Source organism: Sphingobium sp. (genome assembly GCF_035511395.1).
GTDB lineage: Bacteria > Pseudomonadota > Alphaproteobacteria > Sphingomonadales > Sphingomonadaceae > Sphingobium.
Genome location: NZ_DATKFP010000062.1, coordinates 1 through 13,991, shown reverse-complemented (window position 1 = coordinate 13,991; position 13,991 = coordinate 1). Strand labels below are relative to the sequence as shown.

Annotated in this window: 14 protein-coding genes; 4 read left to right on the top strand and 10 right to left on the bottom strand. The window is 61.1% G+C overall.

Features of this window, described 5'->3' with window-relative positions:
* The coding region (locus VMR39_RS03600; RefSeq protein ID WP_325414435.1) for an alpha-hydroxy acid oxidase at positions 1–631 on the top strand (631 nt) is incomplete at its 5' end.
* Between the two features lie 137 nt (positions 632–768).
* Here VMR39_RS03600 and VMR39_RS03595 read toward each other — a convergent pair.
* Together VMR39_RS03595 and VMR39_RS03590 are read right to left on the bottom strand one after the other, a co-directional pair.
* Complete coding sequence (locus VMR39_RS03595) at positions 769–2,172, bottom strand: aldehyde dehydrogenase family protein (RefSeq protein ID WP_325414433.1); 1,404 nt, start codon at positions 2,170–2,172, stop codon at positions 769–771.
* 696 nt (positions 2,173–2,868) lie between these two features.
* A complete protein-coding gene (locus tag VMR39_RS03590) occupies positions 2,869–3,507 on the bottom strand; it encodes a TetR family transcriptional regulator (protein ID WP_325414431.1) in 639 nt (212 codons plus the stop codon).
* 122 nt (positions 3,508–3,629) lie between these two features.
* Between VMR39_RS03590 and VMR39_RS03585 the strand changes: the two genes are divergently transcribed.
* The gene (locus VMR39_RS03585; protein ID WP_325414429.1) at positions 3,630–3,986 is read left to right on the top strand and encodes a hypothetical protein; all 357 of its coding nucleotides are present in this window, start codon (positions 3,630–3,632) and stop codon (positions 3,984–3,986) included.
* A gap of 44 nt (positions 3,987–4,030) precedes the next feature.
* On the opposite strand, the gene VMR39_RS03580 is transcribed toward VMR39_RS03585, so the two are convergent.
* The 3 genes from VMR39_RS03580 to VMR39_RS03570 form a co-directional block, all read right to left on the bottom strand.
* Positions 4,031–5,173, bottom strand: a complete 1,143-nt coding sequence (locus tag VMR39_RS03580; protein ID WP_325414427.1) for a 12-oxophytodienoate reductase — start codon at positions 5,171–5,173, stop codon at positions 4,031–4,033.
* A 296-nt stretch (positions 5,174–5,469) separates the two neighbouring features.
* Positions 5,470–5,973, bottom strand: coding sequence for a 2,4'-dihydroxyacetophenone dioxygenase family protein (locus VMR39_RS03575; protein ID WP_325414425.1), 504 nt, complete (start codon positions 5,971–5,973; stop codon positions 5,470–5,472).
* 76 nt (positions 5,974–6,049) lie between these two features.
* Positions 6,050–6,385, bottom strand: a complete 336-nt coding sequence (locus VMR39_RS03570; protein ID WP_325414423.1) for a hypothetical protein — start codon at positions 6,383–6,385, stop codon at positions 6,050–6,052.
* Positions 6,386–6,446: 61 nt separating this feature from the next.
* On the opposite strand from VMR39_RS03570, the gene VMR39_RS03565 reads away from it, so the two are divergent.
* Positions 6,447–7,292: a hypothetical protein gene (locus VMR39_RS03565; protein WP_325414421.1), complete on the top strand. Its 846-nt coding sequence runs from the start codon at positions 6,447–6,449 to the stop codon at positions 7,290–7,292.
* 247 nt (positions 7,293–7,539) lie between these two features.
* Here the strand turns inward: VMR39_RS03565 and VMR39_RS30410 are convergent, their stop codons facing one another.
* The 5 genes from VMR39_RS30410 to VMR39_RS03545 all read right to left on the bottom strand — a co-directional run bounded on the left by VMR39_RS30410 (position 7,540) and on the right by VMR39_RS03545 (position 12,607).
* Positions 7,540–7,689, bottom strand: a complete 150-nt coding sequence (locus VMR39_RS30410; protein WP_414712448.1) for an SDR family NAD(P)-dependent oxidoreductase — start codon at positions 7,687–7,689, stop codon at positions 7,540–7,542.
* 167 nt (positions 7,690–7,856) lie between these two features.
* Entirely contained in the window at positions 7,857–8,387 is a 531-nt protein-coding gene (locus VMR39_RS03560) for a MarR family winged helix-turn-helix transcriptional regulator (RefSeq protein WP_325414419.1), read from the bottom strand.
* A gap of 32 nt (positions 8,388–8,419) precedes the next feature.
* Positions 8,420–9,559: an amidohydrolase family protein gene (locus tag VMR39_RS03555; RefSeq protein ID WP_325414417.1), complete on the bottom strand. Its 1,140-nt coding sequence runs from the start codon at positions 9,557–9,559 to the stop codon at positions 8,420–8,422.
* Positions 9,560–9,992: 433 nt separating this feature from the next.
* The gene (locus VMR39_RS03550) at positions 9,993–11,090 is read right to left on the bottom strand and encodes an alcohol dehydrogenase catalytic domain-containing protein (RefSeq protein ID WP_325414415.1); all 1,098 of its coding nucleotides are present in this window, start codon (positions 11,088–11,090) and stop codon (positions 9,993–9,995) included.
* Between the two features lie 17 nt (positions 11,091–11,107).
* Positions 11,108–12,607, bottom strand: a complete 1,500-nt coding sequence (locus VMR39_RS03545; protein WP_325414413.1) for an aldehyde dehydrogenase — start codon at positions 12,605–12,607, stop codon at positions 11,108–11,110.
* Positions 12,608–13,147: 540 nt separating this feature from the next.
* Here VMR39_RS03545 and VMR39_RS03540 point away from each other — a divergent pair.
* Positions 13,148–13,991 (top strand): TauD/TfdA family dioxygenase (locus VMR39_RS03540; protein ID WP_325414411.1); only part of this gene is annotated, 844 nt, incomplete at its 3' end.

The following is a 13,991-nucleotide window of genomic DNA, read 5'->3' as shown; positions in this document are numbered from 1 at the left end:
GCTTTCGGTTGTTCTGCAAGGGATGGCTCGCCCTTTGTGGGCCATGCGGTTCTACCGGACAGGCGGCATTCCCGTCATGAAGAACTGGGCGCCTTATGCGAGCGATCCGAACGACGCCGATTGCGTGGCCGATCTGTACGGATCGCAGACGCCCGCGCCCGGGATCAAGTGGGACACCATCGAACGCATGCGTGCCAGCTGGAAGGGCATCCTGGTCATCAAGGGCGTTCTGGACCCGGCCGACGCTGAAAAATGCGCGGCGATCGGCGTGGATGGAATCATCGTTTCCAACCATGGCGGGCGCCAGCTGGACCGGGCGCCATCGGCGCTGGAAATGTTGCCTGCGATCAACCGAGCGGTGGGCGACAAGCTGGTCGTCATGATGGACGGCGGGATCAGGCGCGGTGCCGACATCGTGACCGCTCTTGGGCTTGGCGCGAAAGCGGCTTTTTTCGGAAGGCCTGCGATCTTTGCCACATCTGCCGCAGCCGATGCAGGCGCCGCCAAGGTACTGGAAATCTTCCGATCCGAACTGGAAACCGTGATGCGGCAGATGGGCTGTGGATCGATCGCGGAGATTACCGTCGATCGGCTCTGGGACCAATTGCGCGGCCTTCCCGGGACACCGTGATTTGATCAATATTGTCGGCACCCGGTGGCGCTGGCTGACCGGGGTCGCAACATGTTCGACGCCTCAGAATCGACTGACCGAATGGCTGGGTTCTCCGGTGGTCCGGCAGAGTTGAAGCCTGGCCCCATCCGGCCTGGTTACGTGCGAGCAACGCTGATGATGCGGCCCTGCGTAAATTCCTCCAGACCCCTAATGCCCTGCTGCCGACCGAGGCCGGACTGCTTTGCGCCGCCGAAGGGGATATCGGGTGCAAGGCCGAGATGCCGGTTCACCCAGACCGTACCGCTCGCAATCCGAGCCGCAACCTCTACGCCCATTTTCGGGTCCGCAGTCCACACCGAACCGCCAAGACCGTATTCGGTCGCGTTGATCCGCTCGATGGCCTCTTCAAGATCATCATAGGCTAGGACCGGCAGGAGCGGTCCGAATTGTTCCTCGCGGACCAGTCGCGCCTCGTCGGAAAGGTCTCGTACGACCGTCGGGCGAATGAAATAGCCCGGCAATTCCGGTATTTCGCCGCCAGCGACGATCGTACCTTCGGCCCGGCTTTCCTCAAGCAGGGCGATCAGTTTCTCATATTGGGCACGGTTTTGCACCGGCCCCATCGTGGTGCTCTGGCTGAGCCCATCGCCCACTACCGTTGCGTCCGCCAGGCGCCCGAAGATATCGCAGACCTGATCGACCATCTGCCGCGGGGCATAGACCCGTTTGACGGCAAGGCAGATCTGGCCGGCATTCTTGGTTGCCGCCGCGAAGATCTTCGGCGCCGCCGTCTCGGGATCGGCATCGGGGAGGATCAGCGCCGCATCGTTGCCGCCCAGTTCCAGCGAAAAGCGCTTGATGGTCTCGGTGGTGCTGCCGAGCACTTTCTTGCCCGTGGCGGTCGAACCGGTGAAACTGACGAAATCGACGCCGGGATGACTGCTCAGCAGGTCACCCAGATCATTATTGTCCACGATGGTCTGGAACACGCCAGCAGGCAGAATATCGGCCACCAGTTCGCCAAATAGCAGGGCGGTGAGCGGCGTGGTCGGCGCGGGCTTGGCGATTACCACATTGCCGGTGATGAGAGCGGGGCCGACTTTACTGGTCAGGATCGCCATCGGGTAGTTCCACGGACAGATCGCCAGGACCACGCCGAGCGGGTAATGCTGGTCGATAATCAATTCGGCGTCCGTTTCGCGCAGAACCGTCGGCTTGAGTTCTTGCGCCGCACACCAGCGCAGCGTGGCTGCCGCACCTCCAAGTTCCCCTGCGGCATCAGCCAGGGGTTTGCCTTGCTCCTGGGTCAGCAGGTGAGCAAATTCCTCGCGCCGGGCATCGAGCGCATCAGCGAGACGCATAAGTAGGGCGCCGCGCTCCGCATAGCTCAGCCGTGCCCAGCCAAAGGAGGCCCGCCGCGCTGCGGCGACAGCCATGTCGACCTGGGCCGAGTCCGCTCGCGGGGCCATCGCCAGGAGGGAGGCGGTGGCCGGATTGATCACTTCGAGTAAAGCGGCACCGTCGACCAATGCACCGTCCAGAAGCAATTTGAAATCCATGCTGCCAATCTCCCGTCTCAGGCACCAAGTGGCTGCTGGTCGGCGAAGACCGCACCGGAACTCCTGACCACTGGTCCGCAATGCCCTTGGCCAAAGCTATCTAGGACTGATGGAAGCGTCATGCCATTGGCGGCGCCCATTAACACATATGTGAGGCTGGATAAGTGGGGGGCTGCGTACGCGCTGCCGTTACAATATCGCATGGAACTAGCTGCTTCGGCCCAGGCGCGGCAAGATTGATATCGATCAATACGTGGAACGAGTCGATAGTGACATCCGCGACATGATGCATTAGGGCAATCCCCGCTACGTTGCAGAGCAGGTCAAGCCGGCCGAACGCCACCCGCGACAGGTCGGTCGTGACGCTTATGATGGCATCCGTCGCGGCGGGCCCGTCTGCGCTAGGTCGACCGCCAGCACTCTGGCACCAGCGCTTGCCAAGGCCAGGCGGTGGCCCGCCCCAGCCCTGACGACGCGCTAGTGACGATGGCAAGTTGACTTAAACGCGGATGATCGGGCCTGGAGCTAAACTCCATCGGCGAGGTCGAGATCCGACTCACCGTTCGGTGTAGGTTCGTCCAGGCGCTGTAGAGTGTCGAAGCATTTGACCCGGCAAAGAGCGCGCTTTTCGCACTTCTTTCCTCCAGCAGCCCGGACTAGCGTGCGTCAAATTCTTACCTTAATTGATTTGAGACCCTAGCCCCCGCTGCTCAGATAACGGGCTATCACGCGCGCTTGCGCAGCACTCAATTCGTCGGCGGGGAGCCTGGGCTGGTCGGAAGGAATCTGGTCGCGGGTTGCGGCCATCCGCTCCACGCCGGAGAACAGCACTATAGCATCGGCATAGGCTTCCCGGTTGCTGATCCCCGGTTTCGCGGCCTTCACCGCATGGGCGAGCCTGTCGATCAAGGGCAAGGCGTTCGAGGTACGCAACGCAAGAAAACGGGTGTTGCCCCGGTCCGATTCCAGATTGCGATATTGTAGCGCATGATGATGACGATCCCATACGCTGTTAAATTCGTCCACGAACTGCTGCGCATCGTACTGGATCCGCACGGGGTCGGAGAACCATTCGGGATGATTATTGGTCATAGACTCGAAATCCTGCTGCGCTTCGATATTGAGCGCATAGAAGACGTCCTGGACATCATCGAAGTAGACATAGAGGGTTGCGGGCGCGGTCTTCGCCGCCTTTGCGATGGCGGCCACCGTCAGGTTGAAGGGCGACAGCGTTTCCAACAATGTTCGCGTTGCCGCCAATAGGCGCGCACGCGTCTCCGTCCCCTTGCGCCCGAGTATCGCGCCGTCCTTGCTTTGATCAGACCGAAGCTGCACCTGTCCCCCTGTTCCGGCGGAGCCATATCCGCCTCGATGGCTCCATATAAGAAAAAATATGCCCTCCTGTCATGTTCGACCATCGGCCGATCCGTCTGTGTTGCGCTGCACCAAGAAATTAATTGACGATCCGTCAATATGGTGATGAGGGGGCGTCGATGCACTTGCATGTAATGCGCATCTTTTTTTTGACGGAGTATATTATGTCTCGCTTCTTGCTTAGCCTGCTCGTGCTGGCCACCGTTACTTCCATCACGCCTGCGACGGCTCAGGATACCGCAACCGCCGTCGCCGTCATGCCGAAGGTTGGCCAGGTGCTGCGTGATGCGAGTGGCCGTCGTCTGGGCGCGATCGAGCGCATCCAGGACGGTGCCGTCATGGTGATCATGGATATGCACATGTACCGCATTCCCACGAATACGCTCAGCCTGAACGACAAGGGCCTGCAAACGAGCCTGAAGCGCGCCGACCTGCGCTGATCGACAGCAACGGACCGCCACCATTGCGAAATGGCGACGGCCCGTCACACAAGCGTCGACAGATGATCGCGTGAAAAGCGGGTCGGGGCTTCACCGCGCCGCAGCTTGCCGACATAATCGGGATCGCTGATCAGCGAACGGCCGATCGCGATCATGTCGAACTCACCGGCGTTGAACCGTTCCATCAGCAGTGCGATATTGTCGTCCGCCTGCTCCGAGCCGGTTTTCATGAATGTGTCCGACGCGGTGAAGCCCAGGCCGACGCTGCCCACCGCGATCACCGGCTTCCCCGTCACCTTCTTCGCCCAACCGGCGAGGTTCATGAGCGACCCCTCATAGGCCGGTTGCCAGAAGCGGCGGATGCTGGCATCCAGCAGATCGACCCCCGCATCGACGATCGGGCCCAGCATCCGCTCCAGTTCCTGCGGGCTTTCGGTAGTGCGTGCGTCGTAATTACTCGACTTGTGCTGGGAAAAGCGGAACACCAGCGGCATATGTTCCGGCATTTCTGCCCTGACGGCCTTGATGACTTCGACCGCGAAGGCGGTACGTTGGGCGACGTCGCCACCCCAGCGGTCGGTTCGCTGGTTACTCGCGCCCCAGAGAAAACCATCGATCAGATAGCCATGCGCACCGTGCAGGGCGATGCCGTCAAATCCGAGCGTGACCGCGTTTCGGACAGAGCGTGCATAGGCGGCAATCGCGTCGGCGATTTCCTCCTCGGTCATCGGCCGTGTCGGAAGCCGGGCGCGCTCGATATAATGGGTTGCGAAGCTGGTGGCGCCGGGTGTGCCGATGGTGCCGGACGGCCGCAGGCTGTCCACGGCCTCGTCAGGCGTGCCGCCGCCGTGCAGCATCCCCTGATGGAACAACTGAGGGAAAATAAGGCCGCCCGCGGCGTGAACTGCCTCCACAACCGCCGCCCATCCGGCAAGCGCCGCCTCGCCGTGCATGTACGGGGTGCCGCCATTGTCCGCAGAAAGCGGATGGTCGACGCCGGTCGCCTCCGTGATCACCAGCCCCACGCCCCCTTCGATCCGGCGGCGATAATAGGCCGGGGCATCGGGGTGCGGTACATGCGCCTGCGCGAACTGGCGGCCCATCGGCGCCATCACGGTGCGGTTGGGGACTGTGACGCCGCGCACAGTCAGCGGTGTGAAGAGGGGGGAGGTCAGTTCTGCGGTCATGTCAATCGTCCCAGGCTGGTTGGGTCAAAGGGGATGAAGGGTTGTACGGCCCATGTCCTCGGCGCCCATTCGGGATCGCTGAGGAGTGCGCGGTCGACTGCGACCATGTCGAACATGCAGCGATCGAACCGGCGCCGGACCTGGTCGAGATTGTGGAAGGGGGGCGTCTCGCCAGGATTGTTGACGCGGTCCTACTGGATGTCGATGCCGCTCGATCCGTTTGACCATCTCCTCCAATGTCATTGCCTGTCCTTGCCGGTGCATGGCTTTCGGTCGTGCTGCCGCCCGTCCTTCGTTCAGCGGATGAACTGTTTGACGTAATCTTCCCCCATGCCGTGATCGCGATACCACTGGTCGCAATAATTCAGCAGCGACAGGCAATTGTCATAGGCTTTGGGCTGGTCGTTCTCATCAACGATGAGCAGGCCGCCATGCATGACATAGAGCGCCATCATCGATTCCTTGACCGTAAGCGTGTGGATGTCGCCGGTTGGTTCCCAGACGAAGCTGCCTGCCTCGGCCACCCAGTCATGCTCGGGATAATACCAGCTTCCCTCGATCGTATAGGAATAGACCGGCCCGTCATGGATATGGCGGCCTACGATACCCGGTTTGGGATAGCGCAGCACATTGACGGTGACGCCGCCCGCCAGGTCGAACATCAGCGGCAAATACCAGTGGCCCGCCGGTCGTTGCACCCATTGGGGGCTGTCAGCATCGGGGATCTTGACCACGATGTCCTTGGGCAGGTGCAATCCTGCAAGTCCGGCCATCTTCACGTCTTTGCCAGGGGTATTCATCGCAATCTCCTCTGTAGCTTGCTGTAGCGTCTGTTTCGCGCACCGGCGAAGCGTCTTGCGGTCAGGCAAAAATCCTTCATCCATGTGATGGATCGGTCCATGCGATGCTGAATCGCGGCAAAGCCGCGTCCCGGCGCGAGTGACGCACAACAGCAGACAGATTGTATTTTTCTTGAAGAGGACTATCCATGGCTTCGGTCTCCGCATGGTGGCCGTACAAGAGGCGCTTGCCGATATCATAATTGCGAGAGTCCGATGCCCGCCTTCCCTCGTCCTTCTTTATATCGATGGTCGAAGTCGCCAACGCTTTCCGATTACCGAAGTGATCGCCGACGATATGAAGGTTGATCGCACCGGATGCCGTGCCGGCCTGACGAAGCGATGCGCCATGGACGCCATGCGCCGCAAACAATCGATCTGGTTAGGGTCGACGCGCGCATCATGCGACAATTGGGAATTACAGGGGATAGCGAATGAACGGTGGTGATCTTCGCGAAGCGGCGGCCGACGAATTCTGGGACAAACTGAACGCAGCGATGGGAAAGGACGGCCTGCTGACCTACCGCTATCTGGGTCGGCATTCGCAGGAGATGCATGGCCTGCCTGTCGGCACCATGAAAATCCGGTCCGACATGCGCGACTGGCATGGCGGCATTCGTCCCGCTGCGCTTGCCATCGCGACGGCGGAAACGGGGTGGAGCGATTTCAATGCGGTCCCGGCGCCGGTTTCGGCGGGGCTCGATATCATTGATCCGGGGGTCGGCGTCCGGCAGGTGACGATGCGGCAACGAACGCTGCGTCTTGGCCGCAATTTGGGTTTCAGCCGCACCATCGTCGCCGACTCCGATCATCCACAGCGCATCATTGCCCTGACCCGCGGCATCGGCATCAAATTGGGCGAGGCGCCCCCGACCGGCGGCCAGCCCTTTCCGTTGCCCGATGATCTGGAGGATAGGGATCTGCCGCCTCTGCTGCGGATTTTTGGCGGTTGGCGGGATGGGGAGGGCATGTTGCGGTTGGCCGCGCTCACTGCCCAGAACCGGTCGACCAGCGGCTCTCTGCATCTCGGCCCGATTCATGTCGTTTTCGATGCCGCCGCGGATGATCTCGCCAGGGAGACCGGGCAACGCATCATCGGCTGGGAAGTCATGTTCGTCGCGGCGGGCACCGTCGGACCATTCCTGGTGGAGGTGGAACGGCTGTCGGCCGGCGGCCGGCTGGGCGCGGCCGAATTTTCCCTTATCGACGAGGGCAGGGACAGTCGTCTAGTCGCGTCGGGTTCAGCGGCGTTCGGGCCGTTGGAAGGCTTGCCGGCATAACGCTTCCACGAAGGCGGCGATCTCCGCTTCGCCGCTGTCCCTTCGCCACTCGTCGATCATCGCGGTGGAGGCAGCGCAACTACCGTAGCGCATCTCGCTGCCTTCCTTCTCGATCGCGTTCACCACATAATGTGCGGCGTCGTCGATCTCGATCGGGATGATCCCGCCGCGACGAGTAATGCGCGCTGGCGTTGGGCCATGAGGGCATAGTCGATCAACTCGACGGCTTCCCGCGCGTCACCGACTTCTAATTCATGCCCGTCCGGACCGCACCTAGCATGATCTCCACGACGCGGACACCGAACGGCGCGACTTCGGTTCGCAACGTTTCGGAAAAGCCGCTCAAGGCCCATTTCGTGGCGCGACAGGAGGGAAGACCCCGGACTGGCTCGGTCACTTGGGTGTGTTGCCCCTCCTCCTCTTTCGTAACGGTGACATAATCAGCCGCGGCGTCTCTCCTGATCGCTCCGGACAGTTCGCCATGGCCTTGGCGGGGCCTTGGATCACGCCGCCCTGTTCTGCGCTGTCATGCATGGTTGCGGTCGCACCGGCGCCGAAGCGGCGTCAGTCGCTGGTCTTCAGTCCGGTACGGCGCGCGCGGAACAGCGCGAGTTCGGGCGTCAGCCGTTCGAGCCAGTCCAGCAAGGCCCGCCGTTCGCCATCATTCCAGCCTTCGATCAGCGTCGCCACGATATCCTGCCGCGCCGCCTCGACCGATTGGGCGGCGGCTTCGCCCATCTCGGTGAGGACCAAGATCATGTGCCGGCGATCCTGCTCGGACGGCCTGCGATCGACAAGCCCTTCCACCACGCATCGGTCGATGGCGCGGCAGGTGGCTGGATGGCTGAGGCCGATCTCACCCTGTACATCCTTGATCGAGACCGGCTGGGGCAGGTCGCGGATGGCGCGCAGCGCGATGAAGTGATTGCGGTGGCTTGGCGGTACGCCGCTCTGCTCGACCGCGCCGCGCACTTCACGGCTGCCGAAGAAATGCGTGATGGCCAGCAGGGCGGCGTCCATCCGGACGATCTCGGCAGGGGACGCGGCGCTTGGCACCGCATCCTGATCCCGCTGAAGATTGTTCGCACGCCTCATTCAGTCACGCTCGCATTTCGGTGCCATGCCGATTATGCGACGGCCGCCACCTTCTTCCGATTCTTAAGCGCCTGAACATCCACATTGTAAAGAGTGGTGACATTGCCGCCAAAGATTTTCGCGACTGTTTCCGACGGAAGTCCGACGCTGTTCTCGGCGATCCACTGGCGCGAGTTCGGATAGGTCGAGTCCGGATGGGGATAGTCGGAACCCCACATGATCCTGCCGTCACCGGCCGCCTTAGCCGCATATTCCAGAATCATGGCACTTTCGAACTGGGTCGATCCCCAGAAATTCTCCCGTACCACCTGACTGGGCAGGCGCTTGATATTATGACCCATCGGGATCTTGGTTAGGAAATGGTCCAGGCGGTGGACGAAATGCGGCAGCCAGCCGACATCATTTTCGGCCGATACTACCTGAAGCCGGGGGAAACGGTCGAATATCCCGCCAACGATCATTTCGGCAAAGGCCGCCTGTATTTCCATCGGTAGCAGGAAGAAATTGAGTCGCGTGCCCGTGAACGCCACTTCGCCCCGCACCTGAAGGTCGTGCATGGTCAGCGGCATTTCCAAATCCTGCGCGGTCGCCCAGAAACGGTCATATTGGCTGGCGGCGAAACCCCCTTCCGGAGAACCAGTGATCAGCACGCCCTGAAGACCCATTTTCTTGGCGTCCTTCAGATCCTGCACAGCCATATCCAGATCATGCAGGCTGACGACGCCGACGCCGATCAGTCGGTTGGTGTCGACGCTGCAATATTCGGCGATATAGCTGTTGACGGCGCGGAAGCAGGCAGCCTTCAGCGCGTCATCCTTCGCCGCCAGCACGACCATGCCCATGGTGGGGAAAATCACTTCGCCATCGACGCCATCGGCATCCTGTTCATCCAGACGGGCGGACGGCTCGCGGAAGGATTTCGGCGCCACCTCGAAACCATGTGGCCGGAATTTATTCCATTTCTCTGCGTCATGTAAATGGCCCGCGCCGATGAAGTTCGTCACCAGAATCGGTTTGAGTTCTTCGAAGACATAATATTCACCGGGAACGGTCTGGCCGGATGGCATGGGAACCACCTTGGGCGCCCGATCCCGATATTTCGGTTCTACGCGCTGCCAGATTTCAGGAGGTTCGACCAGATGCGAGTCGGCGGAGAATATGATGTCGCTCATTACCCATCCTTTCCCATTTTATATGCGTCGTGCATATAAAATGGGTGGGCATATGTCCAGCCCATTCTTCGCGGGCGTTATCCGCGCCGATCCTGTCCGAACGCAACGATACGGCCCGCCACGCATGGAAATACGCGCCGGATTGATATGATGGATGATGGGGATGCAACCGGTGGCCAGACACGATCCATCACATGCTTGATGCGCGGATTAGCCGTGGTCGCAAACCATATTCCTGTGCAGGAGCTTGGTTCGCTTCAATCTGGGGCGTTAGGATTCGACGGGTGGTTAGTGGGCAGCGAGTTTAGCTACCCTCGTTTGCCCTTAGCTTGTCGAGCTGAGGGTCGGCAAAGCCAACGGCTTCCCTCCCCTTCAAGAGGATCACTCTGAAAGAGAAAGGACTTCGACACGCTCAGCCCGAACGGTTCCGACCTCATCCTTCATACACGATCACCGATCGCACGCTTTCACCGGTCTTCATCATCTCGATCGCCCGGTTGATCTCGTCCAGCGTCAGCCGGTGCGACACGACATGATCGAGCGAATAGTCGCCGGCCAGATACATGTCGACGAAGCGCCGGACGTCCGCGCGTTTCGCGCCGCCCATCAGCGAGCCTGTCCATGTCCGCCCAGCATAAAGGTTTGTCGGTAGGACACTGACTTCCACGCCTTCGGCCACCACTCCCACGCACATGGCCACGCCCCAGGCGGCGTTTGTCATTTCCAGCGTCTGGCGCGCCAGTGCGGGATGGCCGACGCAATCGAAGGCATAGTCGACGCCAAGGCCTGTCATCTCCATGATATGTTGGACGATGTTGTGGATGTCCCTGGGATCGATGAAATCGGTCGCGCCGCTTTGGCGGGCGATCACTTCCTTGGCGGGATTGGTGTCGATGGCGATGATGCGCGCCGCACCGGCAAGCCGCGCGCCCTCGATTGTGCTGAGGCCGACGCCGCCCGCGCCGAACACAGCGACGCTGGACCCCGGCGACACCTTCGCCCGGATCAGCGCGGAACCGAGGCCGGTGGTCACGCCACAGGCGATGCAGCAGGTGTGATCAGCCGGCGCGTTCTTCGGAATCCTGACCAGGCAATCCGCCCAGACCACCGTCTTTTCAGCGAAAGTGCCCAGTTCCATGAAGGCGGCAATGGTTTCGCCGTCCAGCGAGAAGGGCGAGCGCGCCGAATTGCGCCGCGCGCGATATTCCACGCACAAATTGGTACGGCCGGATGTGCAGAAGGTACACTTGCCGCATTCGGGAATGAGATAGGGGATGACATGTTCGCCGATCGCGAAGTCGGTCACGCCCTGACCCAGCGCGATGATCTCCCCCACGCCCTCATGGCCGGGGACGAAGGGGAAACGCTGGGCCAGCTTGCCGTCCATCGCGTGGAGGTCGCTGTGACACAGGCCGCTCGCCAGCATGCGCAGCATGACCTGGCCCGGAGCCGGATCGGCGAGGTCAAGCTCCACGATCTGCATGGGTTCATTCAGTCCGAAGGCTACCGCCGCACGGGTCTTGACGCTCATATGTCCTCCGGACTCGTTCAGGCACCGAGGTGCGAGGGGGAATCGCACAACAGCAGGGTCTTGGTTTCAAGGAAGGTGGCCAGCCCTTCGGCATGGCCTTCCCGGCCGATGCCCGATTGTTTGAAGCCGCCGAACGCGATGCCGAAATCCATACGCATGCCGTTATGCCCGACCGTGCCGGACCGCAGCTCGCGGGCGACGGCATAGGCCCGGTCGACATCATTGGTGAACACGCTGTTGTTCAGGCCATAGGCGGTGTCATTGGCGATGCGCACGGCATCGGCTTCGTCGCGGGCGGGAATGACGCTCAGAACCGGGCCGAAAACCTCCTCGCGTGCGATCGTGCTGTCATTGTCGACGTCGCAAAAGATGGTCGGTTCGATGTAGAAGCCGCGATCGAGATGCGCGGGTCGCCCGCCGCCGAAGGCCAGCGTCGCGCCTTCCGCCTTCGCCGCACCGATCAGCGATTCAATCCGGTCCCGCTGGCGGCGCATGGCGACGGGGCCCATGTGGCTGGCGGGGTCGAACGGATCGCCGACGCGGATTTCGGCGAAACGGCTCGCCAGCGCGTCCACCAGCGCGGCCTGCCGATCCTGCGTCACGATGATGCGCGTCAGGGATGAGCAGACCTGCCCGCTGAAGGAGCAGGCCGGTCCCGCGAGCGTCGCGGCGGCCTGTTCGACATCATAATCGTCCAGGATGACGGCGGCGGACTTGCCGCCCAGCTCCAGCGTATAGCGGGCGACGCGCTCGCCAAGCAGGGACGCGATCCGTTTGCCCGCGGCGGTCGATCCGGTGAAGGTCACCTTGTCGATGCCGGGATGGCGGACGAGATGTTCGGAAGCCTGCCTGTCGGCGGTCACGACATTGACCACCCCCCTCGGCAATCCCGCCGCCTCGGCGATTTCCGCCATGATATAGGCCGCCAGGGGCGCTTCGGGGGATGCCTTGATGATGACCGTGCAACCGGCGATCAGGGCAGGGGCTAGCTTGTGACAGATCAGCATGACCGGGGCGTTCCACGGGATTATCGCCGCGACCACGCCGACTGGTTCGCGCACGATGATGCCGGTCAGTTCGGGCGCCGATGCCTGGCGGCGTTCCTCGAATGGATAGCTGTCCGCAAGGTCGGCATAGTTTTGATAGGTGTTTACCGTGCGGGCGGTCATGAATTGTGCGAGGGCGTGGGTGACCCCCATCTCGTTCGGCCAGGTCTGAGCCACGTCGCCGGAACGATCGGCCAGGCCTTGCGCCAGCTTGCGGACATAGTCGCCACGCTCACGGTGCGACAACTTGCGCCACGGACCATTGTCGAAGGCGTTGCGTGCAGCGTCGACGGCGCGGTCGATATCGGGCTCCCGCGCTTCGGCGACGCGAGCATAGGGTTCCTCCGTCGCCGGCGCTACCACCGTCAGGCTGTCGTCGGTGGATGCCTTCACCCATTCGCCGCCAATGAAGAGCCGGTCGGGGGCCTTGATGGACTGGTCTGCCGGCAGGGCAGTTGTTGAACTGGTCACGATCGTTACTCGCAGATTGAGTGCAAATGGCTGTTTCAGCCTGGGCTGATGCTTGCGCCCGGTTCCTGGACGGAGCCGACGTCATCGGGGATTGGATATGCGTCGATGTGAAACTGAACCGGGCCAAACATTTGCTGTTTTCCCTAAAGGGGCACGGATGCATCGTATATTGTCAATATCGTCAGCGATAATAGTGCTACATTATCTCTGTCAAGGCGCTAGGCCGATGCTCCACTTTGCCTCATATCCTTGATATCTTCTCGAAGGGATGGGGGCGCCTGCCAGGGGCCTGCAAATGCGGGCACCGGCGCGAGGCGGAGGCATTGGCGCGATCTGTTCTTCGCGTGAGAGGTCGACAGGCTGTTGCAGACTGAGTCCCCGCCCTCAAATATCTCACCTTTTTTACTAAAATCGACAAATCATTGACCGATAATCTAGAAATATGGCCGACATCGTGACCATTGACCATTAAATATACTACTGTTAAAAGCCGTCGTGAAAAGATGGCTTTCCGTCCCGTGCAACATTTGGGGGTTTACCGTGCCGCAGATCAATAAAATCACCGACAATTTCGGCGCTGAAGTCAGCGGTCTCGAACTGTCAAAGCCGATGTCGCAAGAGGATATCGACTTGGTGAAAGGGCTGATCGATCAATATGCGGTCCTGATCATCAAGTCGGGGGAGGCTGTCGACGATGAGAGCCTTACGCGCTTCACGTCCAATTTCGGCGAATTCCACAAATCGATCACCGCCAACCGGATGGACATGACCCGACGTCTGAAAGGTGATGTGTTGAGTGACATTTCTAACGTCGGCAAGGAAGGCGATATCCTGTCGCGAGAGGATCCGCGGAGGATCCAGCAACTCGCCAATCTGATCTGGCACACGGACAACAGCTTCCGGAAACCGGCGGGGCTCTACACGTTTCTTGCGGCCCGGATAGTCCCGCCTGCCGACGGAGAGACGGAATTTGCAGACACGCGCGCTGCCTACGACTCGCTATCAGACGAGATGAAGGCGAAGATCGCTGATCTGCAGGTTGAGCATTCGCTTGCGCACAGCCGGTTCCTCGTCGGGACGGAAAAGGTTTTCGACGCGGAAGAGGCGAAGCGCTTCCCTGCTACTCTGCAACCTCTCGTGCGGCGCCAGGAACTGACCGGGCGGAAGGCACTTTATATCGGTTCGCATGCCTGGCGTGTCGTGGGTTGGAACTATGAGGATAGCCAGGCACTGCTGGGTGAGTTACTGGAAATCTCCACCAGGCCGGAATTTGTTTTCCGCCACAAGTGGACGGTGGGCGATGTCGCCATGTGGGACAATCGCGTATCGCTGCATCGGGGATTGCCCTTCGACGACGTCAATCATCGTCGCGATCTTCGCCGCA

Bases quoted from the DNA above. Each gene is read 5' to 3' on its own strand.
- VMR39_RS03595 (WP_325414433.1), bottom strand. From the start codon at position 2,172: ATGGATTTCAAATTGCTTCTGGACGGTGCATTGGTCGACGGTGCCGCT.
- VMR39_RS03580 (WP_325414427.1), bottom strand. From the start codon at position 5,173: ATGACCGCAGAACTGACCTCCCCCCTCTTCACACCGCTGACTGTGCGC.
- VMR39_RS03575 (WP_325414425.1), bottom strand. From the start codon at position 5,973: ATGAATACCCCTGGCAAAGACGTGAAGATGGCCGGACTTGCAGGATTG.
- VMR39_RS03565 (WP_325414421.1), top strand. From the start codon at position 6,447: ATGAACGGTGGTGATCTTCGCGAAGCGGCGGCCGACGAATTCTGGGAC.
- VMR39_RS03560 (WP_325414419.1), bottom strand. From the start codon at position 8,387: ATGAGGCGTGCGAACAATCTTCAGCGGGATCAGGATGCGGTGCCAAGC.
- VMR39_RS03555 (WP_325414417.1), bottom strand. From the start codon at position 9,559: ATGAGCGACATCATATTCTCCGCCGACTCGCATCTGGTCGAACCTCCT.
- VMR39_RS03550 (WP_325414415.1), bottom strand. From the start codon at position 11,090: ATGAGCGTCAAGACCCGTGCGGCGGTAGCCTTCGGACTGAATGAACCC.